Source organism: Neisseria sp. P0019.S003 (genome assembly GCF_051957115.1).
GTDB lineage: Bacteria > Pseudomonadota > Gammaproteobacteria > Burkholderiales > Neisseriaceae > Neisseria > Neisseria flavescens_D.
This window is the reverse complement of the sequence record NZ_JBQCWT010000005.1, coordinates 55698-82090: the sequence shown is the minus strand read 5'-3', so window position 1 is coordinate 82090 and position 26393 is coordinate 55698. Positions and strand designations below refer to the sequence as shown.

Sequence of the window (26393 nt, the reverse complement as noted above, 5' to 3'; positions counted from 1 at the left end):
AAAGCAGCCTGAAAATCACCTCACCGTTTTCAGGCTGCCTTTCTCACAACCAAACAATACTACCCTTTCAACTTCGCCAACTGAGTTTGCACTTTCGCCATTTTGTCTTCCAATTCCGTCAAATCGGCTTTATCTTTTTCCACCAAATGCGCCGGGGCTTTTTCGGTGTAGCCGGGTTTGGAGAGTTTGGCATTGAGTTTGTCCAAGGCTTTTTGCAGCTTCTCGGCTTCTTTGCTCAAACGGGCGGTTTCTGCGGCTTTGTCGATTTCGACTTTCAGCATCAGGCGTGCGCCGTTGCAGACGGCGACAGGTGCATCTTCCGCTTCGGGCAGGTTGTCCACCAGCTTGGCTTCGGTCAGTCGGGTCAGCGATGGCAGGTATTTGAGCAGGCCTTCGAGTTCTGCGCTGCCTTCGACGAAGAGCGGCGCTTTGACGTTTGGCGCGATACCCATTTCGCCGCGCAGTTTGCGTACTTCTTCCACCAAGTCTTTCAATGCGGCCATTTTGTCGAAGGCCGTCTGAACGATTTTTTCTTTATCGGCTTGCGGATAGGCGGCCAACATGATGCTGTCGGCAGTTTTGGCATTCGCCAGAGGCGCAACAACCTGCCACAGCTCTTCGGTAATGAACGGCATGATTGGGTGCAGCAGGCGCAGGATGGTTTCGAGTACGCGCACGAGGGTGCGGCGTGTGGTGCGCTGGGTTGTCGGGCAGCCGGTTTGGATTTGCACTTTTGCCAGCTCGATGTACCAGTCGCAATATTCGTTCCACACAAATTCGTACAGCGTTTGTGCGGCAAGGTCGAAGCGGTAGGTTTCAAAGGCTTCGGCAACGGCGGCTTCGGCTTGTTGCAGTTTGCCGATAATCCATTGGTCGGCAAAGGTAAACGCCAACGGCTGCATTTCGTCTTGGCCGCAGTCTTTGTCTTCGGTGTTCATCAACACGAAGTTGGTGGCGTTCCACAATTTATTGCAGAAGTTGCGGTAGCCTTCGGCGCGTTTGAAGTCGAAGTTGACGCTGCGGCCGAGGCTGGCGTAGCTCGCCATGGTGAAGCGCAATGCGTCCGCGCCCATGCTCGGAATGCCTTCGAGGAAAAGTTTTTTCGTGGCTTCTTCCACTTTCGGCGCGGTTTCGGGTTTGCGCAGGCCGGTGGTACGTTTTACCAGCAGCTTGTCCAAGTCGATGCCGTCGATCAAATCCACAGGGTCGATGACGTTGCCTTCGGATTTGGACATTTTTTTGCCTTCGTGGTCGCGTACGATGCCGTGGATGTACACGTCTTTAAACGGCACTTTGCCGGTGAAGTGGGTGGTCATCATAATCATGCGCGCCACCCAGAAGAAGATGATTTCGTAGCCGGTAACCAAGACATTGGACGGCAGGAAGGCTTTGAGTTCGTCGGTTTCAGACGGCCAGCCGAGTGTGGAGAACGGCACAAGCGCGGAGGAGAACCATGTATCCAATACGTCTTCTTCACGGGTCAAACCGGTTTTGCCGGCTTGTTTTTCGGCTTCTTCCTGATTGCGGGCAACGTACACATTGCCTTCGTTGTCATACCACGCAGGGATTTGATGACCCCACCACAGTTGGCGTGAAATACACCAGTCTTGGATGTTGTTCATCCATTGGTTGTAGGTATTGACCCAGTTTTCAGGGATAAAGCGTACCGCGCCGCTGTCGACGGCTTTTTTGGCTTTGTCGGCGAGGCTCAAGCCTTTGAATTCGCTGTCAGGCTCGCCGCCGTTTGGCGTGGCGGACATGGCGACAAACCATTGACTGGTTAGCATCGGTTCAATCACTGAGCCTGTACGGTCGCCTTTCGGCGTCATCAGCGTGTGCGGTTTGATTTCGACCAAGAAGCCTTGTTCCTGCAAATCGGCAACCATTTGTTTGCGCGCGGCAAAGCGGTCCAAGCCTGCGTATTTTTCAGGCAAGGCAAAGCCTTGTTGCGCTTCGCCTTTGAAGTTGAACACTTCGGCATTGGCCAGCACTTTGGCTTCCAAATCGAATACATTAATCAGGCGCGTGTCGTGGCGTTTGCCGACTTCGTAGTCGTTGAAGTCGTGCGCAGGCGTGATTTTCACGCAGCCGGTGCCGAAGTCTTTTTCAACGTATTCGTCGGCAATCACGGGGATAGTACGGCCGGTCAGCGGCAGGATTAATTCTTTGCCGATTAAGTGGGTGTAACGTTCGTCTTCAGGATTGACGGCTACAGCCACGTCGCCCAGCAGCGTTTCAGGACGGGTAGTCGCTACGATAACGGCTTCGGCAGGATTGTCGGCCAGCGGATAGCGGATGTGCCACATAGAGCCTTGTTCTTCCACGCTTTCCACTTCCAAATCAGACACTGCGGTACCCAATACCGGATCCCAGTTCACCAAGCGTTTGCCGCGGTAAATCAAGCCTTGCTCATACAGGCGCACAAACACTTCGGTCACGGTTTCGGCACGCACGTCGTCCATTGTGAAATACTCACGCGTCCAGTCGGCAGAGCAGCCCACGCGGCGCATTTGTTGGGTAATCGTACCGCCGGAAACTTCTTTCCATTCCCACACTTTTTCCAAGAATTTTTCGCGGCCCAAGTCATGACGGGACACGTTTTGCGCGGCAAGCTGACGCTCGACCACGATTTGCGTGGCGATACCCGCGTGGTCGGTGCCGGGAATCCAGGCGGTATTGCAGCCTTTCATGCGGTAGTAGCGAGTCAGGCCGTCCATGATGGTTTGGTTGAAGGCATGGCCCATGTGCAGCGTGCCGGTTACATTGGGCGGCGGCAGTTGGATGGAGAAAGACGGTTTGGTCAAATCCATATCAGGCTGGAAATAGCCCTGCTCTTCCCAGTTTTGATAATGTTTGGATTCGATTTCGGCTGGATTGTATTTGTCTAACATGATGGAACTTTGTGAAATTAAGGTTATTTTTGATGTGCGGATTATAACGCAAAAAGGCCGTCTGAATCATTTCAGACGGCCTTTGGCATACGGGTTTTAAAAATGGAACAATACCAGGCTGACGGCAATCACCGCCATACCCGTTGTCAGGCCGTAAACGGTTTCGTGGCCGTCTGAATAGCGTTTGGCGGCCGGCAGCAGCTCGTCCAACGCCAAAAACACCATCACGCCGGCTATCACGCCGAACACCGAACCAAACACGGCAGGCGATAAAAACGGCTGCAAAACCAAATAGCCCAAAGCCGCCCCCAAAGGCTCGGCCAAGCCTGATAGCAGACACGCCCATACCGTTTTCTTACGGCTTCGGGTGGCAAAATAAACCGGTGCGGCAATGGAAATGCCCTCCGGAATATTATGGATGGCAATCGCCAAGGCCAAAGGCATCCCGACCGCCGGATTTTCCAAGGTAGCAAAAAACGTCGCCAAGCCTTCGGGAAAATTGTGCGCCGTAATCGCAAACGCCGCCATCATGCCGACTCGCGCGATATGGCGGCGTTTGCTTTCTTGAAACGACGGGTCTTGCGCATCTAAAGTTTCATGCGGGTTCGGCACCAGGCGGTCAATCAGCGCGATGCCGCCCATCCCGGCCAAAAATGCCATGGTCGCCGCCGCAAACGCGTGGTCTTTATCATAAATTTCAGCGAACGCCTCGCTGGATTTGCTGAAAATCTCCGTCAGGGAAACATACACCATCGCACCGCCGGCAAATGCCAAACCAAACGACAACACACGCGGATTGGGCGTTTTGGAAAACATCACCAAACCGCTGCCTAATACGGTAAACAAACCGGCGGCCAACGTAATGGAAAAGGCAACGGCCAAATTGGACATCGAAAAATCGGGCATGAGAAAACCTGCGCTAAAAGCTGGGACAGGTTCAGACTAACACTTTTTAATGCATATGATAATAGTTATTATTTATTTTATTGATTGGATACACGGATTTTGAAACAAAAGGCCGTCTGAAAAATGGTTTTCAGACGGCCTTTAAATTTGAAATACCGCTAAACCTTATCGCTTTCCAGCTTAAGCCTGATAGCGCGACAGGCTCAAGTCGTCGCTGCGGATTTCGGTGTCTTTGCCGCTCACGATATCGGCGGTCAATTTTGCCGAACCCAGCGACATGGTCCAGCCTAAAGTACCGTGGCCGGTATTCAGGAACAGGTTGTCAAAGCGGGTGCGGCCGATTAGCGGCGTGCTGTCGGGCGTCATTGGTCTGAGGCCGCTCCAGAACAATGCCTGATTCAAGTCGCCGCCTTCGGGGAACAAATCGTTGACGACCAAAGCCAGGGTTTCGCGGCGTTTTTCGGGCAGTTTGATTTCGTAGCCCGATAATTCCGCCATGCCGCCGACGCGGATTCTGTTGTCAAAGCGCGTGATGGCAACTTTGTAGCTTTCATCCAAAACGGTGGACACCGGCGCGCCGTCTGAGTTTGTGATCGGCAGGGTCAAGGAATAGCCTTTGACGGGGTAAATGGGCAGATTGAGGTCCAACTGCGCCAAAACCGTCCTGCTGAAGCAGCCGAGCGCGCAGATGAAGGCATCTGCTTCAAACCGTTCTGTTTCGGTTTCAACGGCTTTGATGCGCAGCCCGTTGTGGTCGATGCGGCGGATGGTTTGGTTGAAATGAAACTGTACGCCCTTCTCCTGACACAATTTGTATAGGTTTTCAGTGAAGAGGTGGCAGTCGCCGGTCGCGTCCGCAGGTAGGTGCAGGCCGCCGGCAATTTTGGTGGTAACGCGCGCCAGCGCAGGCTCAAACTCTGCGCATTCTTCGGGTTTCAGACGGCGGTACGGTACGCCGTAGCGTTCCAAAACGGCAATGTCTTGTTCTGCCGCTTCGACTTCTTTGGCTTGGCGGAAAATCTGCAACGTCCCTTTTTTGCGCCCTTCAAAATTCATGCCGGTTTGCGCTTCAAAACGGCGGAACATTTCACGGCTGTATTCGGAAATCCTGACCATGCGCTCTTTATTGATTTGATAGCGCGCTGCCGTGCAGTTTTGCAGCATTTGCCACAGCCATTCGATTTGATACAGGCTGCCGTCAGGGCGAAACAGCAAAGGCGGATGGCTTTTAAACAGCCATTTCAGCGCTTTGGTCGGGATACCGGGTGCAGCCCAAGGCGTGGTATAGCCGTAGGAAAGCTGGCCGGCATTGGCAAAACTGGTTTCCATCGCCACGCCCTCGGCGCGGTCGATGACCGTTACTTCATGTCCTGCCTCTGCCAGATACCACGCGGAAGATACGCCGGCAACACCAGCACCTAAAACAAGCACTTTCATTTTTCTCCTCCTCTGACTTTTTTCAAAACAAACTTAATATACATCGGGCCGTCTGAATGTTCATATTCAGACGGCCTTGGATATTAATGCGGCAATTCGCCGTTTTTGATTTTTTGTTTGAAGTCGCGCGTTTCATTGACGATGACTTTCGCCATCAACAGAAGCGCAATCAGGTTGGGCAATGCCATCAAGCCGTTAAATGTGTCCGAAGCCAGCCACACCAAATCAAGGCTCAACACGGTTCCCAGCATAACTGAAGAAACATAACCGACGCGGTACAAACCGGCAAACTTCTCGCCGAAGACGTAAACCGCGCATTTCTCGCCGTAATAACACCAGCCGAGAATGGTTGAGTAGGCAAAGAAAATCAGGCCGATGGTCACAATCCAGCCACCGATGCCGGGCAGCATTTTTTGGAAAGTGACGGTTGTCAGTGCCGCGCCGCTCAATTCAGGTTTCACAAACTCGCCGCCTGCGCCGAGCAGACCCATGACCAAAACGATACCGGTAATCGAGCAGACAACGATGGTGTCCAAAAACGTACCGGTCATGGAAACCAAAGCCTGACGGACGGGGTGGTCGGTTTTCGCGGCGGCGGCGGCAATCGGCGCAGAACCCATACCTGCCTCGTTGGAGAACACGCCGCGCGCCACGCCGTAGCGGATGACCGTACCGATGGCGCCGCCTGCCACAGCTTTCGCGCTAAACGCATCGGAGAAAATCAGTTTGACGGCAGGCATCAGCACATCGGAATTAATCACGATAATGGCAATACCGCCCACCACATAAAACACTGCCATGGCAGGTACGATAAAGGACGCGGCTTTGGCGATGCCCTTAATGCCGCCCAAAAGCACAATGGCCGTTAATACAGTCAATATCACGCCGGTGTAGGCAGGTTCGACACCGAAGCTGGTTTGCACTGCCTGCGCAACCGAGTTGGACTGCACCGAGCTGCCGATACCGAATGAAGCGAATGTGCCGAACAGCGCAAAGGCGACGGCCATCCACTTCCAATTTTTACCCAAGCCTTTTTCGATGTAATACATCGGGCCGCCGGACATTTCGCCTTTGGAATTGGTGACGCGGTATTTCACCGCCAACACGCCCTCGCCGTATTTGGTGGCCATACCGAAAATGGCGGTCATCCACATCCAAAATACCGCGCCCGGGCCGCCGGTTACCACCGCAGTCGCCACACCGGCGATGTTACCCGTGCCTATGGTGGCGGAAAGCGCGGTCATCAACGCCGCAAAATGGGAAATATCGCCTTCGTGGTCTTCGCCGTCTTCATGCTTCTTTGACGGCACAAACGCCTGTTTCAGCGCATAACCCAACATGGTGAACTGCAAGCCTTTCAGCAAAACGGTCAGCAAAATGCCCGTACCGACCAGCAGCATCAACATAATAGGTCCCCAGACCCAGCCGCTGATGGTTTCGAAAAAGGCTTTAAGATTGTCTAAAAACAATTGCATGGCTTTCTCCTTTGTCTGTTTTATTTTTTTATGCACTACTTTTTGTAGTGTCATGTAATTTCAGCACAGAATATTCAATAAGACAATATCTTTCTTTTTAAAAAGATTTTTGAATTTTTACCCTAAAAAGATATCTATTTAGACCGACCAGATTGTTTACAATCCGCTAAAAATAAAGGCTGCGGCCGAGATAAAATGCCAAATGAAAGTTAATCAACCTTCAATTAAGACTGCAACAATTAAAATGACACAATCGACAAATGGCACATTATTGAAAAATACAAACGCGCAAATCTTGTTTAAAAAAAGCCTCAGGCCGTCTGAAAGATGGTTTTCAGACGGCCTGAGGCTTGCTATTTATATTGATAAAGTCAGGTTGATGAATGTTGCCCAAGCAATTGCGCCAACACTCGGGCAAAGCGTTCCGTTGCGCCTTCGCTGGTGTGCAAATACAGGGCGGGCTCGATGAGTTCCAACTCATTGAGCAGGAATGTGTCGCCGACCAATGTACCATCCACGCGGGCGTAAACCGGCATTTGCGGCAAGGCAGCCAGTACGTCTTGCGCGGCACGGACGGCAAACTCGGGCGGCTCAATACCGAACACCGACACGCCATAGGCCGAGTTGGCGCGCCATTCGCCTTGTGGCGGCTGACGGCGCACGGCATGGCTGAATACGCCGTTGAAAAACACCAGCGATGTTTCGCCTGCCGTTTCGATTTCGCGGATATACGGTTGAACAATCATGCCTTGCGGATAATCCGCCATATCCACGTCCAATGCGTCCGCACAAACTTTGACCACGCCTTTGCCGCTCTGCCCGAATGCAGGCTTGATGACCGCTTCTGTCCAGCCCTGTTGGTTCAGGATGTCCGCCAATTCGGCTTTTTGCGGCGGAACGAACACGCTGGGAATCACTTGCGCGCCGCGCGCCGCCAAATCGCACAAATAAGTCTTTTCCATATTCCAAGCCATCAGCTCGGGCGGATTGATAAAACGCTGCCCCGCCCTCTCGGCATGCTCCAGCCATTGGCGGAAGGTTTCAGGTTCGGCGGCATAATCCCATGCGCACAAAGGCAACAAAAATGGCGCGGACGGATGGTTTTGCCACGCATCAAATACGGTTTTCACGCCCATGGTTTCCAAGCATGCCGCCAATGTTTTCAAGTTGTCCGATGGTTCGGGATAAGTTTGGCAGGTAATGAGTGCCAAAACGGTTTGCTCGGTCATGGTTGCATCTCGTTGCTAAAACCAAAATTATATAGCGAAATCAAACAAAAAGATTTTTCAGACGGCCTGATACATGAGGCTGATTCTGATAAAATGGTTTTCTCCTTTTCCGTCGGAACATGCTCATGAAATCTGCCTACGTCCTTGTCTGGTTCCGCCGCAACCTCCGCCTGCACGACAATGCTGCGCTTAATGCCGCCGTTGCAAGCGGTTTGCCCATCGCCTGCGTCTGGGTCAGCCAAAGGCCGTCTGAAAACCACAATCCGCGTCAAAGCCTGTTCCATTATCAAGCCGCGCAAGAGCTGCATACCCGTCTGGCGGCGCACCATATTCCTTTATATGTTGTCGCCTCCGATGAAGACCTCCTCCCCTTGGCTGCTGCGCTCAATGCCTATACCGTCATCACAGACGAAGCCTACACCGAAGCCGAAATCCGCCAAGACAATCACCTCTGGCATAATTTTGACCATGCAGGCATTGCCCTGCAACATGCCAACGACCGCGGCATTTTGGCCAAATCCCCCCTCATGGATGCCAACGGCCTGCCCTACACCGATTTTGCCGCCTATAAACAAGCATGGTTGCAGGCTTATTCAGGACAAAGGCCGTCTGAAACCGAATTGCCTGTTCAAACCGGACAAAACATTCCACTGTTTCCAGCCTATACCGGCACGGTATTGCCTGCCTATCAGCAGGGCGGCGAAACCGCAGCCTTAACGCAATGGCACGCGTTCAAACAGAATTTGGTTCACTACCCGATTACCAAAAATTTTCCGGCACGAAAAAACACCAGCCTCCTCAATGCCTACCTGTCCGCAGGCTGCATTTCACCGCGACTGCTGTCCACCGAAGGCTTGGCAAACCGACATTTCGAGTGGCTGGACAAACTCATTTTCCGCGACTACTGCTACCAGCTCGCCTACCACCGCCGCCTGCCCGAAACAACCGATGCCGCTCCGGTACGCGAATACTGGCAACTCGGCCAAACCGGCGTGCCCATCATCGACGCCTCCATCCGCGGCCTCAAAGCCACCGGCCACTTACACCCCGTTCTCCAGCAGCTGTGCGCCCACTATTTCTGCCATGCGCTCAACTTCGACCCCAACCAAGGCATCGCATGGACAGCCTCCGTCCAAACCGGCACCGACCCCGCGCTCAACCAAGCCAACTGGCACCTCACCGCACAAGACACGGCCACCGTCCGCTATGCCCACCGTTCACATCAAATCGATCCCGACGGCAGCTACATCCGCAGTTACCTCCCCGAATTGGCGCACCTGCCCTCCACCCTCATCCACACACCATGGGCCGCCGCCGATGACATCGATACACACGGCTATCCCTTTCCCAAGGCCGTCTGAAACCTGCGGTCACACCAAAAAACCACACTAAATACAGCTGAAAAACGTTCAAACAAAATATTTTAGTTTCAGACGGCCAAACAGATTGAATAGCCAAGATTTACACGGTAAACTTACGTCATTAAAAAATTTTATTATTTCATTACAATGAAACCCGCATTCGACATAAAAACGTCACGTTTGGACGTCTTATCCATCCATCTGCACACCGCAGATCTAACCGAATTGGAAGAATTCCTGCGCCAACTGGCAGGCCAATCCCAAGACGAATTCGTTCCCTTCATTTTAGACGTACAAGATTTCGACCATCCCGAATCCATCGATTTGGGCGGTATGATTTCCCTGTTTGCCCGTTACGGCATGCAAATTTTAGGGCTGCACCACACCAGCGACACATGGGCGGCAGCGGCAGCGCGTTACCACTTGGTCTTCAAACAAGGCAACTCCATCCAGGCAGCCGACACACAAGCAGCACCTACTCCGCGCCAAGCACCGCAGCCGCAAGACGTACAAGCCACCGTTATCAACAATCCGACCGTATTGGTCAGCACGCCCGTGCGTACCGGCCAGCAGGTTTACGCTGAAAACGGCGATCTCATCGTTACCGGCATCGTCAGCCAAGGTGCGGAACTTATCGCCGACGGCAACATCCATATTTACGCCCCCATGCGCGGCAGAGCGTTGGCCGGTGCAAAAGGCAATACCAACGCGCGCATCTTTATTCATTCCATGCAGGCCGAATTAGTCTCCGTTGCCGGTATCTACCGCAACTTCGAGCAAGACCTGCCCGAGCATCTGCACAAAAAACCCGTACAAGTATCATTGCAAGACAACCGACTGGTTATCAGCGCAATCGACGCCGAATAAACATCAGTACTTAAAAAGGAAATATCGTGTCCAAAATCATCGTAGTAACTTCAGGTAAAGGCGGCGTAGGCAAGACCACTACCAGCGCCAGCATCGCAACCGGCCTGGCCCTGCGCGGCCACAAAACTGCCGTGATCGACTTCGACGTCGGTTTGCGCAACCTTGACCTGATTATGGGTTGCGAACGCCGCGTCGTATACGACCTCATCAACGTCATCCAAGGCGAAGCCACACTCAACCAAGCCCTGATTAAAGACAAAAACTGCGAAAACCTCTACATCCTGCCCGCCTCGCAAACCCGCGACAAAGACGCGTTGACCCGCGAAGGTGTGGACAACGTGATGAAAGAGTTGGCCAGCGAAAAAATGGGCTTCGAATTCATTATCTGCGATTCCCCTGCCGGTATCGAACAAGGTGCACTGATGGCACTCTACTTTGCCGACGAAGCCATCATTACCACTAACCCGGAAGTATCCAGCGTCCGCGACTCCGACCGCATCTTGGGCATTTTGCAAAGCAAATCCCGCAAAGCCGAACAAGGCGGCACAGTTAAAGAGCACCTGCTGATTACCCGCTACTCCCCTGAGCGCGTAGCCAAAGGCGAAATGCTGTCTGTTCAAGACATCTGCGACATCTTGCGTATTCCGTTGATCGGTGTGATTCCTGAATCACAAAACGTTCTGCAAGCTTCCAACGCCGGCGAACCTGTCATCCACCAAGACAATGCCGCCGCAGCCGAAGCCTACAAAGACGTTATTGCCCGCCTCTTGGGTGAAAACCGCGAAATGCGTTTCCTTGAAGCCGAGAAAAAAGGTTTCTTAAAACGACTGTTCGGAGGTTAATACATGTCACTGCTCGATATGCTGTTCGGCAGAAAGCCGAAAACCGCCACCGTCGCGCGCGACCGCCTGCAAATCATCATCGCGCAAGAGCGCGCACAAGAAGGCCAAGCTCCGGATTATCTGCCGACCTTGCGCAAAGAGTTGTTGGAAGTCCTGTCCAAATACGTCAACGTATCATTGGACGACATCCGCATCTCCCAAGAGAAACAAGACGGCTTGGACGTTCTTGAGCTGAACATCACCCTGCCGGAACAAAAAAAGGCTTAACACATGACCTTGACCGAATTGCGTTACATCGTAGCCGTCGCACAAGAACGTCACTTCGGACGTGCCGCACGACGCTGCTTTGTCAGCCAGCCCACCCTCTCCATCGCCATCAAAAAGCTGGAGGAAGAGCTGTCGGTATCCCTGTTCGACCGTAGCAGCAACGACATCATCACGACCGAAGCAGGCGAGCGCATTGTCGCCCAAGCCCGCCGGGTTCTGGAAGAAGCAGAACTCATCAAGCACCTTGCCAATGAAGAGCAAAACGAATTGGAAGGCGCATTCAAACTCGGCCTGATTTTCACCGTTGCCCCCTACCTTCTGCCCAAGCTCATTACCGCGCTGCGTGAAACCGCACCGAAAATGCCGCTGATGCTGGAAGAGAACTATACCCACATCCTGACCGAGTCGCTCAAACGTGGCGATGTCGATGCAATCGTCGTTGCCGAACCGTTCCAAGAGCCGGGCATCGTGACCGAGCCTCTGTATGACGAACCTTTCTTCGTCATCGTTCCCAAAGGCCATCACTTTGAAGAACTCGATGCCGTTACGCCTCAGCTTTTAGGCGAAGAACAAGTGTTGCTGCTGTCCGAAGGCAACTGTATGCGCGACCAAGTGTTGGCGAGCTGTTCCGAATTGGCTTCCAAACAGAAAATCCAAGGTTTGACCAATACCCTGCAAGGCAGCTCCATCAACACCATCCGCCACATGGTTGCCAGCGGCCTGGCCATCAGCGTCATGCCGGCTACCGCATTGACCGAAAACGACCACATGCTTTTCAGCATTATCCCGTTTGAAGGCACTGCACCGCACCGCCGTGTCGTTTTGGCCTATCGCCGCAACTTTGTCCGTCCGAAAGCACTGACTGCTTTGCGTACTGCCATTTTGCAATCGCAACTGACCGGTGTAACGTTCGTCAACGAATAAACCGCAAAACAAAAGGCCGTCTGAACATTCAGACGGCCTTATTTATTTTCAAATAAATAACAAATTAATAACGATGGTGAACTTGGCTGCCGATAACGCCACCCAAAGCCGCACCACCCAAAGTAGAGCCGGTATCGCCACCAATCAAGTTACCTGCCACGCCACCCAATACCGCACCAGTAGCAGCGTTGCGTTGGGTTTGGGTCATATTGGCACATGCACCCAAAGAGGCAGCCAACATGATCAAGGTCACAGTTTTTGCAAAAGTTTTCTTCATGGTTTGATTCTCCATCAGGGTTAAGCTGTATATGGAGCAGTATGGCACAACCTTTCATTAATAAACTTTCTGATAAGTAAAGACTGATTAAACTAAGATAAAGCTTTTGATGAACGGTTAACTTCAAAAATAAACGGAAATTCCGATAGAATATTTATAAATTTTAATATATTTGGCATAAAATTGCGCATACATCAACAGCATTCGGTAGTGATACAATGACGACTTGTCTGAACTACCGGAAACACCCGTCATGAGTACCTACGCACTGGCACACATCATCCACGTTTATTGCGCGATTGCCTTTGTCGGCGGCGTATTTTTCGAAATGCTGGTTCTCTCCGTTTTGCACACCGGCCGCGTTTCGCGCGAATCACGCCGCGAAGTCGAACGTGCCATGTCCTATCGTGCCGTCCGCGTAATGCCGCCTGTCGTCATTACCTTGTTCATCAGCGGCATCGTGATGGTGTACAACCGCTACCTGCCGATACTTCACCACCCATTCGACAGCTCTTTCGGCATCATGCTGAGCATCAAAATCCTGTTGGCAGTAAGCGTTTTGGTACATTTTGCCATCGCCGTCGTCAAAATGGCACGGCACACCCTCACCGTCGGCTGGTCGAAATACATACACGCCGTCGTATTCAGCCATATGCTGTTTATCGTCTTTTTTGCCAAGGCGATGTTCTACCTGTCTTGGTAAACCTTACCCATACCCCACACACAAGGATTGTTTATGACCCAATACCCGTCCGTCGGCTCGCCGATGTTTTACGGCATCTTCTTTATTGCCGTCTTAATCATGATCTCCATCGATATGGTATCGCTGAAAAAAAACGGCGCCCACAAAGTCAGCATCAAAGAAGCCCTCGCCTGGAGCGGCATTTGGGTGGCCGTATCCTGCACGTTTGCAGGCTGGCTCTATTTTGAACTGGCGGGCAACCCGATTTATGGGGCCGTTGTCGCCAAAGAAAAAGTCCTCGAATTCTTCACCGGCTATGTGCTTGAAAAATCCCTTGCCGTTGATAACATCTTCGTTTTCCTGATGATTTTCGGCTATTTCAAAGTCGAACCCAAATTCCAACACCGCGTCTTACTCTATGGCGTATTCGGCGCCATCGTCCTGCGCGCCATCATGATCTTCATCGGCGCAGCCTTGGTACAACAATTTGAATGGATTTTGTACCTCTTCGGCGCCTTCCTCTTATACACCGGCATTCACATGATGAAGCCGGAAGCCGAAGCTGAAGAAGACCTTTCCCAAAACAAAATCCTGACCCTGCTCAAAAAAGTCATCCCGACCAGCCAACAGTTTGACGGTGAAAAATTCTTTACCATCGAAAACGGCAAACGTATCGCTACGCCGCTTTTGCTGGTATTGATTATGATCGAATTGAGCGACGTCATCTTCGCCGTGGACAGCATCCCCGCTATTTTTGCCGTAACCACCGACCCTTTCATCGTCCTCACTTCCAACATTTTTGCCATCTTGGGCCTGCGTGCCATGTACTTCTTACTAGCAGACTTTGCCGAACGCTTTATTTTCCTCAAATACGGCCTGGCTTTCGTGTTGAGCTTTATCGGTATCAAGATGCTGATTATGCACTGGATACATATCCCGATTTCCATTTCCCTGTCCGTCGTCTTCGGCGCACTGGGCGCGTCCATCCTGACTTCTTTGGTGTACACGCGTCAGCAAGAGAAAAAATAATCTGCCGATATAAAAAGGCCGTCTGAACATTTCAGACGGCCTTTTCAAATATCAAACACCAGCTTATTTAGCAGCGTCTTTCAATTTGTCGGCAGCTTCTTGAGTTGCATCGGCAGCTTTACCCATAGCGTCTTTAGCTGCGTCTTTGGCAGCATCTTTAGCATCAGAAACCGCTTCTTTAGCTTCTTCAACCGCTTTACCGGCAGCATCTTTTGCGTCAGAAACTGCTTTATCTGCAGTTGCTTTAGCATCTGCAGCAGCGTCTTTAACATCAGAAACAGCTTGCTCAGCTGCACCTTTGGCTTCAGAAGCAGCAGCATCAACAGTAGAAGCTGCATTTTCAGCAGCAGTGTTTACATCGGAAGCAACAGCAGAAGCCGCCTCTTGGGTTTCTTTTTTCGCTTCTTGTGTACACGCCGCCAAGCCGGCTACCATCATCGCAGCAATCAATAATTTTTTCATGTTGTATATCCTTTGGTCTAAAAAATATCCATCAGAACTGACAGATTAGAAAATCATAACATAATTAATACTCGAAAACGGGAGAATTAACGCCAAATAACAGCCGGTTTACGTTTTTTGAAAAAAATTTCAAAAAAACAGTTGACGAAAAGAAACAAGCTCCTTATAATGCACAGCTCATCGGGTCGTTAGCTCAGTCGGTAGAGCAGCGGACTTTTAATCCGTTGGTCGAGCGTTCGAATCGCTCACGACCCACCAAATATGAAAACCTGCTTTGAAAAAAGCAGGTTTTTTTTATATTCTCCATCAAACCTTTCTTCACTTGATACCTCCCTTATTATCAACATCAATAATATTCGAGCTTTGCCACAATGCTGTTATAGATGTAACTCAAAGCATCACAAACCTCTTGAATCAATCAAACCCAACTCTCCACCCATCACCTTTTTCTAAAAACTTCCAAACACCTATCATCAACCCATGCCAAATCCTCTTGTATGCCAGACAATTTAGGCATAGACTAAAACTACATCCAACTACAACAACAGGAGAAGGTTTGATGAAACAACTGTCTATGTATATCAACGGCCGCTTTGAAACCGACTTTAACGGTACATGGCGTGATGTATTGAATCCGGCAACCGAAGAAGTCATCGCTCGTGAGCCTAAAGGCGGAAAAGCCGATGTCGATCGTGCCGTTGCCGCAGCCAGAGATGCACAAACTACATGGGAGCGTTTGCCTGCCGTTGAACGCGGCGCATACTTGCGCAAAATCGCCCAAGGCATCCGCGAACGTGCCAACGAGCTGACCGACACCATTGTTGCTGAAGGCGGCAAAACCAAAGATTTGGCACGTATAGAAGTCATGTTCACTGCCGATTATCTCGACTACCAAGCCGAATGGGCACGCCGTTATGAAGGCGAAATCATCCAAAGCGACCGCCCGCGCGAAAACATTTTATTGTTCAAACGTCCTTTGGGCGTGATCGCCGGCATTTTGCCGTGGAACTTCCCATTCTTCCTGATTGCCCGAAAAATGGGCCCGGCTTTGGTAACAGGCAATACCATCGTCGTCAAACCGAGCAGCGTAACCCCGATCAACTGTCACATTTTTGCTGAAATCGTTCACGCTTCAGGCTTACCGGCCGGCGTATTCAACGTCGTCAACGGCCCGGGTGCAGAAATCGGCAATGCCTTGGCATCGCATCCGCAAGTCGATATGGTCAGCCTGACCGGTTCTGTCGATGCAGGCCGCCAAGTGATGGAAGCCGCCGCCGCCAACATTACCAAAGTCTCGCTGGAACTGGGCGGCAAAGCCCCTGCCATCGTTCTGAAAGATGCCGACTTGGATTTGGCCGTCAAATCCATCTTGGCTTCACGCGTGGGCAATACCGGCCAAATCTGTAACTGCGCCGAACGCGTATATGTCCACAGCAGCCTGAAAGACACATTTATCGAAAAAATGACCGTCGCCATGAAAGGCGTGCGCTACGGCAATCCTGCTGAGGCCGAACCTGGCGCACTGGAAATGGGCCCGTTGATTGAAGAACGCGCCGTCAAAGCCGTTGCCGAGAAAGTCGAACGCGCAGTTAGACAAGGCGCAACCTTGGTTTGCGGCGGCAAACGTGCTGACGGCAAAGGCTACTTCTTTGAACCTACCCTGCTGACTGATACCGACAACAGCATGGACATTATGAAGGAAGAAACCTTCGGCCCCGTCCTGCCGGTTGCCACTTTCGACACGCTCGATCAAGTCATCGCCTTGGCAAACGACAGCGAATTCGGCCTGACCAGCTCCGTCTATACCACCAATCTGAATGAAGCGTTTTATGTAACCCGCCGCTTGCGTTTCGGCGAAACCTACATCAACCGCGAAAACTTTGAAGCCATGCAGGGCTTCCATGCCGGTTGGAAAAAATCAGGTATCGGCGGCGCGGACGGCAAACACGGTTTGGAAGAATATCTGCAAACCCAAGTCGTCTATTTGGAAACCGATATCTAACTGCCGATACGGCCCTTCATGAAACAAAAGGCCGTCTGAAACTGATTTTTCAGGTTAAACTGCACCCAAAAAGTTGCCACTCCAACTAACAAGGTGCAGTTTTTTTATAACTAATTTTTATTAAATAGGAAAGTAACCATGTTGCACAAAATCGGGATAATGAGCGCGTTGATCTTGGGTCTTGCTATGCCGGCTTCTGCCGAATGTTTGATTCAAAAAGACAGTATCGGAGGAATTAAATTGGGGCAAAACTTGAAGCAGGTAAAACAGAAATTTCCGAAAGCAAAAATGGATAAAACAAGCGATGCCGATGGCGTGTCTTTTGTTGCCATCGCACTGTCTAAAGACGTCTTGGTTTTCGCTTCTCAAGATGGGGAAGATGATCCTGATACCCCTATAAAACTGCATAAAAAAATTAATTTTTTGGAAACCGATTCTCCTACCTGTCACACGGCTTCAGGTGTACACCCGGGCATGAAGATTAAAGACGCAGAAGCCAAGCTGGGCAAAGTCAAAGGAATCCAACTATCAGAAATCGAAGCGCGTGAATACGCAACATTTGCCCGCCAACCAAAACATTTCGGATTTAGAGTAGAACAGGGGACAGGGATTTATCCGGGTAAAGGTGAAGCGCCGAATCAAACTCGGCGTTACCGTCAAACGGGACGTATTGAGGCAATTTCCGTATCTCAATCCAGAGGTTTTGATAATTGAAGAGCAAGATATTAGACAGAATGAACTGCACCCCCAAAGTTGCCCTCCAACTAACAAGGTGCAGTTTTTTTATGTCCCTATATGCATTACACTTCAAATACCAAACCGTATTCCACTACCTGCACACGTACGCAGATCAATAGTGCATCTCGCGCACCCATCTGCGACGTTGGATAACCGCCTGTCAGGAAAGCGGCATCGGCGCACTCAAACCCTTCAGTCCAAAATCATGACTGACCACCGCAAAAACCCCTTCATCGCCGACAAGCCGATCACAAAAATACAGTTTGGGGAGGCAGTTCAGGTTTCAGACGGCCTTTCTGCCTTTATAGAAAAAAACACCGACATCGCGTAAAATAGAGCCAATTTTTCACTTTATTCAGGCCGTCTGAAAACTCCGGCAGCCTGACTCATTTTTCCGGAAAACACCATGAGCGAACAAAACAATCCGCAAATCGAGCCGCAGTTGGACGAAAACCAAATCATCGCCCTGCGCCGCGAGAAACTGCACAACATCCGCAAAGAACGCAACGCCTACCCTAACGATTTCAAACGCGACAGCTTTGCCGCCGACCTGCACAACCAATACGGTGAAATCAGCAAAGAAGAACTCGACCCGCAAGGCATTCCTGTCAAAGTGGCCGGCCGCATGATGCTCAAACGTCAAATGGGCAAAGCCAGCTTCGCCACCATTCAAGACGTTACCGGTCAAATCCAGCTTTATTTGAACAACAAAGGCGTAAGCCAAGAAGTTTTGGACGACTTCAACCACTGGGACTTGGGCGACATCGTCGGCGCTGAAGGTACTTTGTTCAAAACCAACCACGGCGAATTGACCGTGCGCGTGTCCGACATCCGTCTGTTGTCCAAATCCCTGCGTCCGCTGCCGGACAAACACAAAGGCTTGAGCGATCAGGAAACCAAATACCGTCAACGCTACGTCGATTTGATTGCCAACGAAGAATCGCGCAATACCTTCATCAAACGCAGCCAAATCATCCAATCCGTGCGCAATTTCATGGTCAACGAGCATTATTTGGAAGTTGAAACCCCAATGATGCACCCGATTCCAGGCGGCGCAACAGCGAAACCTTTCGTTACCCACCACAACGCTTTGGATATTCCGCTCTATCTGCGCATTGCGCCCGAGCTGTATCTGAAACGCTTGGTTGTCGGCGGCTTGGAACGCGTGTTTGAAATCAACCGCAGCTTCCGTAACGAAGGCATGTCCGTACGCCACAACCCTGAATTCACCATGATCGAATTCTACGAAGCCTTCTCCGACTACGAACGCATGATGCAAATGGCGGAAGACATCATCCGCAACGCTTCCCGCGCGGTAAACGGTACGGCAAAAATCAGCTACAACGGCAAAGAAGTCGATTTGGAAAGCCCGTTTGAACGTTTAACCATTCTCGGTGCCATCAAAAAATACAATCCGCACTACACCGATGAGCAGTTGAACGATGAAGAATGGCTGAAAAAAGAAATCGTCAAACACGGCGAAAGCTTGCCTCCGTCTCCGGGTATCGGCAGCCTGCAACTTGCCCTGTTTGAAGGTTGCGCCGAGGGCAAACTGTGGAACCCGACTTTCATCATCGACTACCCTGTCGAAGTGTCGCCATTGGCACGCGCATCCGACAGCAAACCGGGTCTGACCGAACGCTTCGAGCTTTTCGTTGTCGGCCGCGAACTGGCAAACGGCTACTCTGAGTTGAACGATCCGGAAGACCAAGCCGAACGCTTCAAAGCACAAGTGGCGCAAAAAGACGCCGGCGACGACGAAGCCATGCACTACGATGCCGACTACATCCGCGCCATGGAATTCGGCTTGCCGCCGACCGGCGGCTGCGGCATCGGTATCGACCGCTTGGTAATGTTGCTGACCGATTCGCAAACCATCCGCGACGTGATTCTGTTCCCTCAAATGCGTCCCGAATAACGTATTGAAATAAAATCAAGGCCGTCTGAAAACAAAACTCTGTTTTCAGACGGCCTTTTTGTTCAAATATGTAAAACGGGAAAATTAAAATCAATAAATCCTTTACACCATAATAATAAAATTACATGATAATCAAAAAGATAATATAAAAAAGAATATGTAAACGTTTTTCAGTTTGTTGACAGTCTGCTAGAATACATCCAGTTACAGACAGCCTCCACACACAGACTGTCTGAAAATGCAGAAACTCTGAAAGGTTTGTATGGATCAATTTTTCGAACAGCTTCACGGCTGGGTAAACGCCATCAACGACCCAATGTGGTCGGGGTTGGTATATATGCTTTTAGGCGCAGGCCTCTTTTTCACCGTTACCACCGGTTTTGTACAATTTCGTCTCTTCGGCCGCAGTATCAAAGAAATGCTGGGCGGTCGCAAACAAGGTGATGATCCGCATGGAATCACACCGTTCCAAGCATTCGTTACCGGCTTGGCCAGCCGCGTAGGCGTGGGCAACATCGCCGGTGTGGCGATTGCCATCAAACTCGGCGGGCCGGGCGCGGTGTTCTGGATGTGGGTAACCGCCTTAATCGGCATGAGTTCGGCGTTTGTCGAATCTTCACTGGCCCAACTCTTTAAAATCCGGGACTACGACAACCACCACTTCCGCGGCGGTCCTGCCTACTACATAACTCAAGGCCTGGGACAAAAATGGCTGGGCGTTTTGTTCGCCCTGAGCCTGATTTTCTGTTTCGGCTTTGTATTTGAAGCCGTACAGACCAATACCATCGCCGATACCACCAAAGCAGCATGGGGCTGGGATCAACACTATGTCGGCGTCGCCCTGGTCATTCTGACTGCCCCGATTATCTTCGGCGGTATCCGCCGCGTATCTAAAGCCGCGGAAATTATCGTTCCGCTGATGGCGGTTTTATATCTCGTCATAGCACTCTTCATCATTGCTACCAATATTTCCCTGATTCCTGACGTGTTCGGTCAGATTTTCTCCAACGCGTTCAACTTCGATTCGGCTGCAGGCGGTTTCCTCGGCGGTCTGATTTCGACCACCATGATGCAGGGTATCAAACGCGGCCTGTATTCCAATGAGGCGGGTATGGGTTCCGCGCCGAACGCCGCAGCCGCAGCCGAAGTGAAACACCCCGTCTCCCAAGGCATGATTCAAATGCTGGGAGTTTTCGTCGATACCATCATCGTCTGCTCATGCACCGCCTTTATCGTCTTGATCTATCAACAGCCTTACGGCGACCTGAGCGGTGCGGCGCTGACCCAAGCGGCAATCGTCAGCCAGGTAGGCGAATGGGGCGCGGGCTTCCTTGCTGCCATCCTGTTTATGTTTGCCTTTTCAACCGTTATCGGCAACTATGCCTATGCCGAATCCAACGTCCAATTCATCAAGAGCCATTGGCTGGTTACCGCCGTTTTCCGTATGCTGGTTTTGGCATGGGTCTACTTCGGCGCAATTGCCAACGTACCCTTGGTATGGGATATGGCAGACATGGCCATGGGCATCATGGCATGGATTAACCTCGTTGCCATCCTGCTCCTGTCACCACTTGCCTTCCTGCTGTTGAAAGACTACACAGCCAAGCTGAAAATGGGTAAAGACCCAGAGTTCAAACTCTCTGAACACCCAGGTTTGAAACGCAAAATCAAATCCGATATCTGGTAACACCAAAGGCCGTCTGAAATTTCAGACGGCCTTTTTAATCCCTGCCATTTAGACAAAACGATGCCCCTTAAAGCAGAAGCCTTAAGGGGCAGAGCGTTGCGGCACATCTTTTCAGACGGCCTTATTGTAGCAACGTTTCTCATTTCGCAGTGCAACAATATGGACAGATTCTAATTCCAAATCGGTACCTGGTCAAGTATTTCATTTGCATGGTAATACTTACCTAGGATATATTTATACTTACCAAACATCACATTACGGAGAAACTGATGACTGCATTCAAACCCAATCCAATCAACTACATCCTCGGCCTCGATATCGGCATCGCATCAGTCGGCTGGGCGATGGTAGAAATTGACGAAGAAGAAAACCCCATCCGCCTGATTGATTTGGGCGTGCGCGTATTTGAGCGTGCGGAAGTACCGAAAACAGGCGACTCTCTCGCAGCGGCAAGACGCTTGGCACGCAGTGTTCGCCGCCTGACTCGCCGTCGCGCCCATCGCCTGCTTCGGGCCCGTCGCCTATTGAAACGCGAAGGCGTATTACGAGCCGCCGATTTTGATGAAAACGGCTTGATTAAATCCTTACCGAATACACCATGGCAACTTCGTGCAGCCGCATTAGACCGCAAACTGACGCCTTTGGAGTGGTCGGCAGTCTTGTTGCATTTAATCAAACACCGCGGCTATTTGTCGCAAAGAAAAAACGAGGGCGAAACTGCCGATAAAGAGCTTGGCGCTTTGCTCAAAGGCGTAGCCGACAATGCCCATGCCTTACAGACAGGCGATTTCCGCACACCGGCCGAATTGGCTTTAAATAAATTTGAGAAAGAAAGCGGCCATATCCGCAACCAACGCGGTGATTATTCGCATACGTTCAGCCGCAAAGATTTGCAGGCAGAGCTGAATTTACTGTTTGAAAAACAAAAAGAATTTGGCAATCCGCATGTTTCAGACGGCCTTAAAGAAGGTATCGAGACCCTGCTGATGACGCAACGCCCCGCCCTGTCCGGCGATGCTATTCAAAAAATGTTGGGGCATTGCACCTTTGAGCCGGCAGAGCCGAAAGCCGCTAAAAACACCTACACAGCCGAACGTTTCATCTGGCTGACCAAGCTGAACAACCTGCGTATTTTAGAGCAAGGCAGCGAGCGGCTATTGACTGATACCGAACGCGCCACGCTTATGAACGAGCCATACAGAAAATCCAAACTGACTTACGCACAAGCCCGTAAGCTGCTGGGTTTAGAAGATACCGCCTTTTTCAAAGGCTTGCGCTATGGTAAAGACAATGCCGAAGCCTCAAATTGATAGAAATGAAGGCCTACCATGCCATCAGCCGTGCACTGGAAAAAGAAGGATTGAAAGATAAAAAATCCCCATTAAACCTTTCTCCCGAATTACAAGATGAAATCGGCATGGCATTCTCCCTGTTCAAAACCGATGAAGATATTACAGGCCGTCTGAAAGACCGTATACAGCCCAAAATCTTAGAAGCGCTGTTGAAACACATTAGCTTCGATAAGTTCGTCCAAATTTCCTTGAAAGCATTGCGCCGAATTGTGCCTCTAATGGAACAAGGCAAACGTTACGATGAAGCCTGTGCCGAAATCTACGGAGATCATTACGGCAAGAAAAATACGGAAGAAGAGATTTATCTGCCACCGATTCCCGCCGACGAAATCCGCAACCCCGTCGTCTTGCGCGCCTTATCTCAAGCACGTAAGGTCATTAATGCCGTGGTTCGGCGTTACGGCTCTCCTGCACGTATTCATATTGAAACGGCAAGGGAAGTAGGAAAATCGTTTAAAGACCGCAAAGAAATCGAAAAACGCCAAGAAGAAAACCGTAAAGACCGGGAAAAAGCCGCCGCTAAATTCCGAGAGTATTTCCCCAATTTTGTCGGCGAACCCAAATCCAAAGATATTCTGAAACTGCGCCTGTACGAGCAACAATACGGCAAATGCCTGTATTCGGGCAAAGAAATCAACTTAGGCCGTCTGAACGAAAAAGGCTATGTCGAAATCGACCATGCCCTGCCGTTCTCGCGCACATGGGACGACAGTTTCAACAATAAAGTGCTGGTATTGGGCAGCGAAAACCAAAACAAAGGCAACCAAACCCCTTACGAATACTTCAACGGCAAAGACAACAGCCGCGAATGGCAGGAATTTAAAGCACGTGTCGAAACCAGCCGTTTCCCGCGCAGTAAAAAACAACGGATTCTGCTGCAAAAATTCGACGAAGAGGGCTTTAAAGAACGCAATCTGAACGATACGCGCTACGTCAACCGTTTCCTGTGCCAATTCGTTGCCGACCATATGCGGCTGACAGGTAAAGGGAAAAGACGTGTCTTTGCATCCAATGGACAAATTACCAATCTGTTGCGCGGCTTTTGGGGATTACGCAAAGTGCGTGCGGAAAACGACCGCCATCACGCCTTGGACGCCGTCGTCGTTGCCTGCTCAACCGTTGCCATGCAGCAGAAAATTACCCGTTTTGTACGCTATAAAGAGATGAACGCGTTTGACGGTAAAACCATAGATAAAGAAACAGGAGAAGTGCTGCATCAAAAAACACACTTCCCGCAACCTTGGGAATTTTTCGCACAAGAAGTCATGCTTCGCGTCTTCGGCAAACCGGACGGCAAACCCGAATTTGAAGAAGCCGATACCCCAGAAAAACTGCGCGCGTTGCTTGCCGAAAAATTATCATCTCGCCCCGAAGCCGTACATGAATACGTTACGCCACTGTTTGTTTCACGCGCGCCCAATCGGAAGATGAGCGGGCAAGGCCATATGGAGACCGTCAAATCCGCCAAACGACTGGACGAAGGCATCAGCGTGTTGCGCGTACCGCTGACACAGTTAAAACTGAAAGACTTGGAAAAAATGGTCAATCGGGAGCGTGAACCTAAGCTATACGAAGCGCTGAAAGCACGGCTGGAAACACATAAAGACGATCCGGCCAAAGCCTTTGCCGAGCCGTTTTACAAATACGATAAAGCAGGCAACCGCACCCAACAGGTAAAAGCCGTACGCGTAGAGCAAGTACAGAAAACCGGCGTATGGGTGCGCAACCATAACGGTATTGCCGACAACGCAACCATGGTGCGCGTAGATGTGTTTGAGAAAGGCGGCAAGTATTATCTGGTACCGATTTACAGTTGGCAGGTAGCGAAAGGGATTTTGCCGGATAGGGCTGTTGTTGCTTATGCAGATGAAGAGGACTGGACTGTAATAGATGAAAGCTTCAGATTTAAATTTGTACTTTATTCGAATGAGTTAATAAAAGTAACTGCTAAGAAAAACGTATTCTTTGGTTATTTTGTTAGTCTAAATAGAGCCACAGGAGCGATTGATATCCGTGTACATGACACAGATAGCACCAAAGGGAAAAACGGCATTTTCCAAAGTGTTGGTGTCAAAACCGCCCTTTCATTCCAAAAATACCAAATTGACGAACTGGGCAAAGAAATCAGACCATGCCGTCTGAAAAAACGCCCGCCTGTCCGTTAAATTAATCTATCCCTGTTTCAGACGGCCTGAAGCAGGGATTTTTTATATCAAAATAAGGGGAAAAACATGACTTGGCGCAGCCTGCTTATTCAAAACGGCGGCAAACTATCCTTGCAACGCCGGCAACTGCTGATTCAACAAAACGGCGATTCCCATACCGTACCATTAGAGGACATCGCCGTTATCATCATCGAAAACCGCGAAACCCTGATTACTGCCCCACTCCTATCAGCCTTAGCCGAGCATGGCGCAACCTTACTGACATGTGACGAACAGTTCCTCCCCTGCGGACAATGGCTGCCTTATGCCCAATATCACCGCCAACTTAAAATCCTCAAGCTGCAGCTGAATTTAAGCGAACCCTTAAAAAAGCAACTCTGGCAACATATCGTCCGCCAAAAAATCCTGAATCAAGCATTTGTCGCAGATGAAACAGACAATGATCTTGCAGCCAAACGGCTGCGCACTTTGGCAGTCGAAGTCCGTTCAGGCGATACAGGAAACTGTGAAGCCCAAGCTGCCGCCCTCTACTTCCAAGTCCTCTTTGGAGAAAAGTTTACCCGTAATGACAACAATGCCGTCAATGCCGCATTGAACTATACCTACGCCGTGCTCCGTGCAGCAGTTGCACGCGCCCTGACCTTATATGGCTGGTTGCCTGCATTAGGCTTGTTTCATAAAAGCGAACTAAATCCATTCAACCTCGCCGATGACTTTATCGAACCCTTACGTCCATTGGCCGATCTGGTCGTTATACATTTGCATGAACAAGGCCGTCTGAAAACTGATCTGACCTCCAATCTCAAACAAAACCTTATCAAGACCCTTCACTGTCAAATCTGCATCGAACGGCAACATTTCAGCACCTTGGCTGCCATCGACAAAATGATTTCTTCATTTCAAGTCAGCGTAACTAACAAAAACGCCAAACAGCTGAAACTGCCTGAAATCTTGCCATTAAAAGAATACCAATATGAGTGAGGCCAAATTTATGAGGATTATCGTCTTCTTCGACCTACCGGTTACCACAGCGGCCAAGCGCAAAGCCGCCAATCAATTCCGCCAGTTTCTATTAAAAGATGGATACCAAATGCTCCAACTTTCTGTATACAGCCGTATTGTCAAAGGTCGAGATTCGTTGCAAAAACACCACAATAGGCTATGTGCAAACCTACCGCAAGAAGGCTCAATCCGCTATTTGGAAGTAACAGAAAAGCAATATGCCACCATGAAACTGCTGTTGGGAGAGCTGAAAACCCAAGAAAAAAGAGTAAATTCCGACCAACTATTATTATTTTAAGCTCATTTTTTTAGACAAAATAAAACGGGAAACCCTTACATGATAAGGGTTTCCCGTTGGGGTATTGTAGCACTGCGAAATGAGAAAGGGAGCTACAACAGTTATTGACACGAGGCGGATTGTAACTCTGCGCAATGATAAAGGGTCTATCCAAATAAAAAAGCACCACCTAAACAGGTAGTGCTTTCATATTAATTTGCTTATTCAGCAGAATCAGCTGCTTTATCAACCAATTCAACCAATGCCAAAGGAGCATTGTCGCCTTTACGGAAACCGTATTTCAGTACACGAATATAGCCGCCGTTACGAGCAGCAAAGCGTGGACCCAATTCGTCAAACAATTTAACTACAACATCACGATCGCGAGTGCGGTCAAAAGCCAAACGACGGTTTGCCAAAGAAGGTTTTTTACCCAAGGTAATCAAGGGCTCAACTACGCGGCGCAATTCTTTTGCTTTAGGCAAAGTTGTCACGATGGTTTCGTGAGTCAACAAGGAATTCGCCATATTGCGCAGCATCGCAGCACGGTGGCTGCTAGTACGGTTTAATTTGCGGTTGCCATTACGATGACGCATGTCATTA

The 26393-nt window shown here is 50.3% G+C and carries 21 protein-coding genes, 1 tRNA gene and 1 pseudogene; 15 read left to right on the top strand and 8 right to left on the bottom strand.

Annotated elements, in window-relative coordinates; genetic code table 11:
• Positions 1–59: 59 nt before the first annotated feature.
• From ACTHTS_RS08780 to ACTHTS_RS08760, 5 genes are all read right to left on the bottom strand, one after another.
• The gene (locus tag ACTHTS_RS08780; RefSeq protein WP_440369806.1) at positions 60–2891 is read right to left on the bottom strand and encodes a valine--tRNA ligase; all 2832 of its coding nucleotides are present in this window, start codon (positions 2889–2891) and stop codon (positions 60–62) included.
• A gap of 96 nt (positions 2892–2987) precedes the next feature.
• Positions 2988–3797: a zinc transporter ZupT gene (gene zupT / locus ACTHTS_RS08775; protein WP_002224778.1), complete on the bottom strand. Its 810-nt coding sequence runs from the start codon at positions 3795–3797 to the stop codon at positions 2988–2990.
• Between the two features lie 180 nt (positions 3798–3977).
• Positions 3978–5234: a D-amino acid dehydrogenase gene (locus ACTHTS_RS08770; RefSeq protein ID WP_440369805.1), complete on the bottom strand. Its 1257-nt coding sequence runs from the start codon at positions 5232–5234 to the stop codon at positions 3978–3980.
• 83 nt (positions 5235–5317) lie between these two features.
• Positions 5318–6709 carry an alanine/glycine:cation symporter family protein gene (locus tag ACTHTS_RS08765; RefSeq protein WP_440369804.1) on the bottom strand — a complete coding sequence of 464 codons (1392 nt, stop codon included), beginning with the start codon at positions 6707–6709 and terminating at the stop codon, positions 5318–5320.
• A gap of 371 nt (positions 6710–7080) precedes the next feature.
• Positions 7081–7938, bottom strand: coding sequence for an ATP-grasp domain-containing protein (locus ACTHTS_RS08760; protein WP_440369803.1), 858 nt, complete (start codon positions 7936–7938; stop codon positions 7081–7083).
• Positions 7939–8063: 125 nt separating this feature from the next.
• Here ACTHTS_RS08760 and ACTHTS_RS08755 point away from each other — a divergent pair, with 125 nt between their 5' ends.
• From ACTHTS_RS08755 to ACTHTS_RS08735, 5 genes are all read left to right on the top strand, one after another.
• Positions 8064–9299 (top strand): FAD-binding domain-containing protein, encoded by a 1236-nt coding sequence (locus ACTHTS_RS08755; RefSeq protein WP_371509751.1) that lies wholly within the window; start codon positions 8064–8066, stop codon positions 9297–9299.
• Between the two features lie 147 nt (positions 9300–9446).
• Complete coding sequence (minC, locus tag ACTHTS_RS08750) at positions 9447–10166, top strand: septum site-determining protein MinC (protein WP_440369802.1); 720 nt, start codon at positions 9447–9449, stop codon at positions 10164–10166.
• A gap of 26 nt (positions 10167–10192) precedes the next feature.
• A complete protein-coding gene (gene minD, locus ACTHTS_RS08745; protein ID WP_049336833.1) occupies positions 10193–11008 on the top strand; it encodes a septum site-determining protein MinD in 816 nt (271 codons plus the stop codon).
• 3 nt (positions 11009–11011) lie between these two features.
• The gene (gene minE / locus ACTHTS_RS08740; RefSeq protein ID WP_003680625.1) at positions 11012–11275 is read left to right on the top strand and encodes a cell division topological specificity factor MinE; all 264 of its coding nucleotides are present in this window, start codon (positions 11012–11014) and stop codon (positions 11273–11275) included.
• Between the two features lie 3 nt (positions 11276–11278).
• A complete protein-coding gene (locus tag ACTHTS_RS08735; RefSeq protein ID WP_049330768.1) occupies positions 11279–12199 on the top strand; it encodes a hydrogen peroxide-inducible genes activator in 921 nt (306 codons plus the stop codon).
• Positions 12200–12263: 64 nt separating this feature from the next.
• Here ACTHTS_RS08735 and ACTHTS_RS08730 read toward each other — a convergent pair whose 3' ends face one another.
• Positions 12264–12476 carry a glycine zipper 2TM domain-containing protein gene (locus ACTHTS_RS08730; protein WP_283121542.1) on the bottom strand — a complete coding sequence of 71 codons (213 nt, stop codon included), beginning with the start codon at positions 12474–12476 and terminating at the stop codon, positions 12264–12266.
• A 253-nt stretch (positions 12477–12729) separates the two neighbouring features.
• Here ACTHTS_RS08730 and ACTHTS_RS08725 point away from each other — a divergent pair, with 253 nt between their 5' ends.
• Together ACTHTS_RS08725 and ACTHTS_RS08720 are read left to right on the top strand one after the other, a co-directional pair.
• A complete protein-coding gene (locus ACTHTS_RS08725) occupies positions 12730–13179 on the top strand; it encodes a CopD family copper resistance protein (protein WP_314511412.1) in 450 nt (149 codons plus the stop codon).
• Positions 13180–13212: 33 nt separating this feature from the next.
• Positions 13213–14187 (top strand): TerC family protein, encoded by a 975-nt coding sequence (locus ACTHTS_RS08720; protein ID WP_440369801.1) that lies wholly within the window; start codon positions 13213–13215, stop codon positions 14185–14187.
• 63 nt (positions 14188–14250) lie between these two features.
• Here ACTHTS_RS08720 and ACTHTS_RS08715 read toward each other — a convergent pair whose 3' ends face one another.
• The gene (locus ACTHTS_RS08715) at positions 14251–14649 is read right to left on the bottom strand and encodes an Ag473 family lipoprotein (RefSeq protein ID WP_440369800.1); all 399 of its coding nucleotides are present in this window, start codon (positions 14647–14649) and stop codon (positions 14251–14253) included.
• 182 nt (positions 14650–14831) lie between these two features.
• Between ACTHTS_RS08715 and ACTHTS_RS08710 the strand changes: the two genes are divergently transcribed.
• The 8 genes and pseudogenes from ACTHTS_RS08710 (at position 14832) to cas2 (ending at position 25811) form a co-directional block, all read left to right on the top strand.
• Positions 14832–14907 (top strand) — tRNA-Lys (locus ACTHTS_RS08710).
• Positions 14908–15208: 301 nt separating this feature from the next.
• Complete coding sequence (aldA, locus tag ACTHTS_RS08705) at positions 15209–16651, top strand: aldehyde dehydrogenase (protein ID WP_440369799.1); 1443 nt, start codon at positions 15209–15211, stop codon at positions 16649–16651.
• Positions 16652–16789: 138 nt separating this feature from the next.
• Entirely contained in the window at positions 16790–17365 is a 576-nt protein-coding gene (locus ACTHTS_RS08700; protein WP_440369798.1) for a hypothetical protein, read from the top strand.
• A gap of 430 nt (positions 17366–17795) precedes the next feature.
• Positions 17796–19307, top strand: a complete 1512-nt coding sequence (lysS, locus tag ACTHTS_RS08695) for a lysine--tRNA ligase (RefSeq protein WP_371509943.1) — start codon at positions 17796–17798, stop codon at positions 19305–19307.
• A 262-nt stretch (positions 19308–19569) separates the two neighbouring features.
• Positions 19570–20994: an alanine/glycine:cation symporter family protein gene (locus tag ACTHTS_RS08690; RefSeq protein ID WP_440369797.1), complete on the top strand. Its 1425-nt coding sequence runs from the start codon at positions 19570–19572 to the stop codon at positions 20992–20994.
• A gap of 269 nt (positions 20995–21263) precedes the next feature.
• Positions 21264–24511: pseudogene (gene cas9, locus ACTHTS_RS08685) on the top strand (type II CRISPR RNA-guided endonuclease Cas9).
• A 66-nt stretch (positions 24512–24577) separates the two neighbouring features.
• Positions 24578–25492, top strand: coding sequence for a type II CRISPR-associated endonuclease Cas1 (gene cas1, locus ACTHTS_RS08680; RefSeq protein WP_440369796.1), 915 nt, complete (start codon positions 24578–24580; stop codon positions 25490–25492).
• Positions 25485–25811 carry a CRISPR-associated endonuclease Cas2 gene (cas2, locus tag ACTHTS_RS08675; protein WP_440369795.1) on the top strand — a complete coding sequence of 109 codons (327 nt, stop codon included), beginning with the start codon at positions 25485–25487 and terminating at the stop codon, positions 25809–25811. Before cas1 ends, cas2 begins: the two co-directional genes overlap by 8 nt.
• Before the next feature lie 200 nt (positions 25812–26011).
• Here cas2 and rplQ read toward each other — a convergent pair whose 3' ends face one another.
• On the bottom strand, positions 26012–26386 hold the full coding sequence (rplQ, locus tag ACTHTS_RS08670) for a 50S ribosomal protein L17 (RefSeq protein ID WP_039862272.1): 375 nt from the start codon (positions 26384–26386) through the stop codon (positions 26012–26014).
• Positions 26387–26393 lie beyond the last annotated feature (7 nt).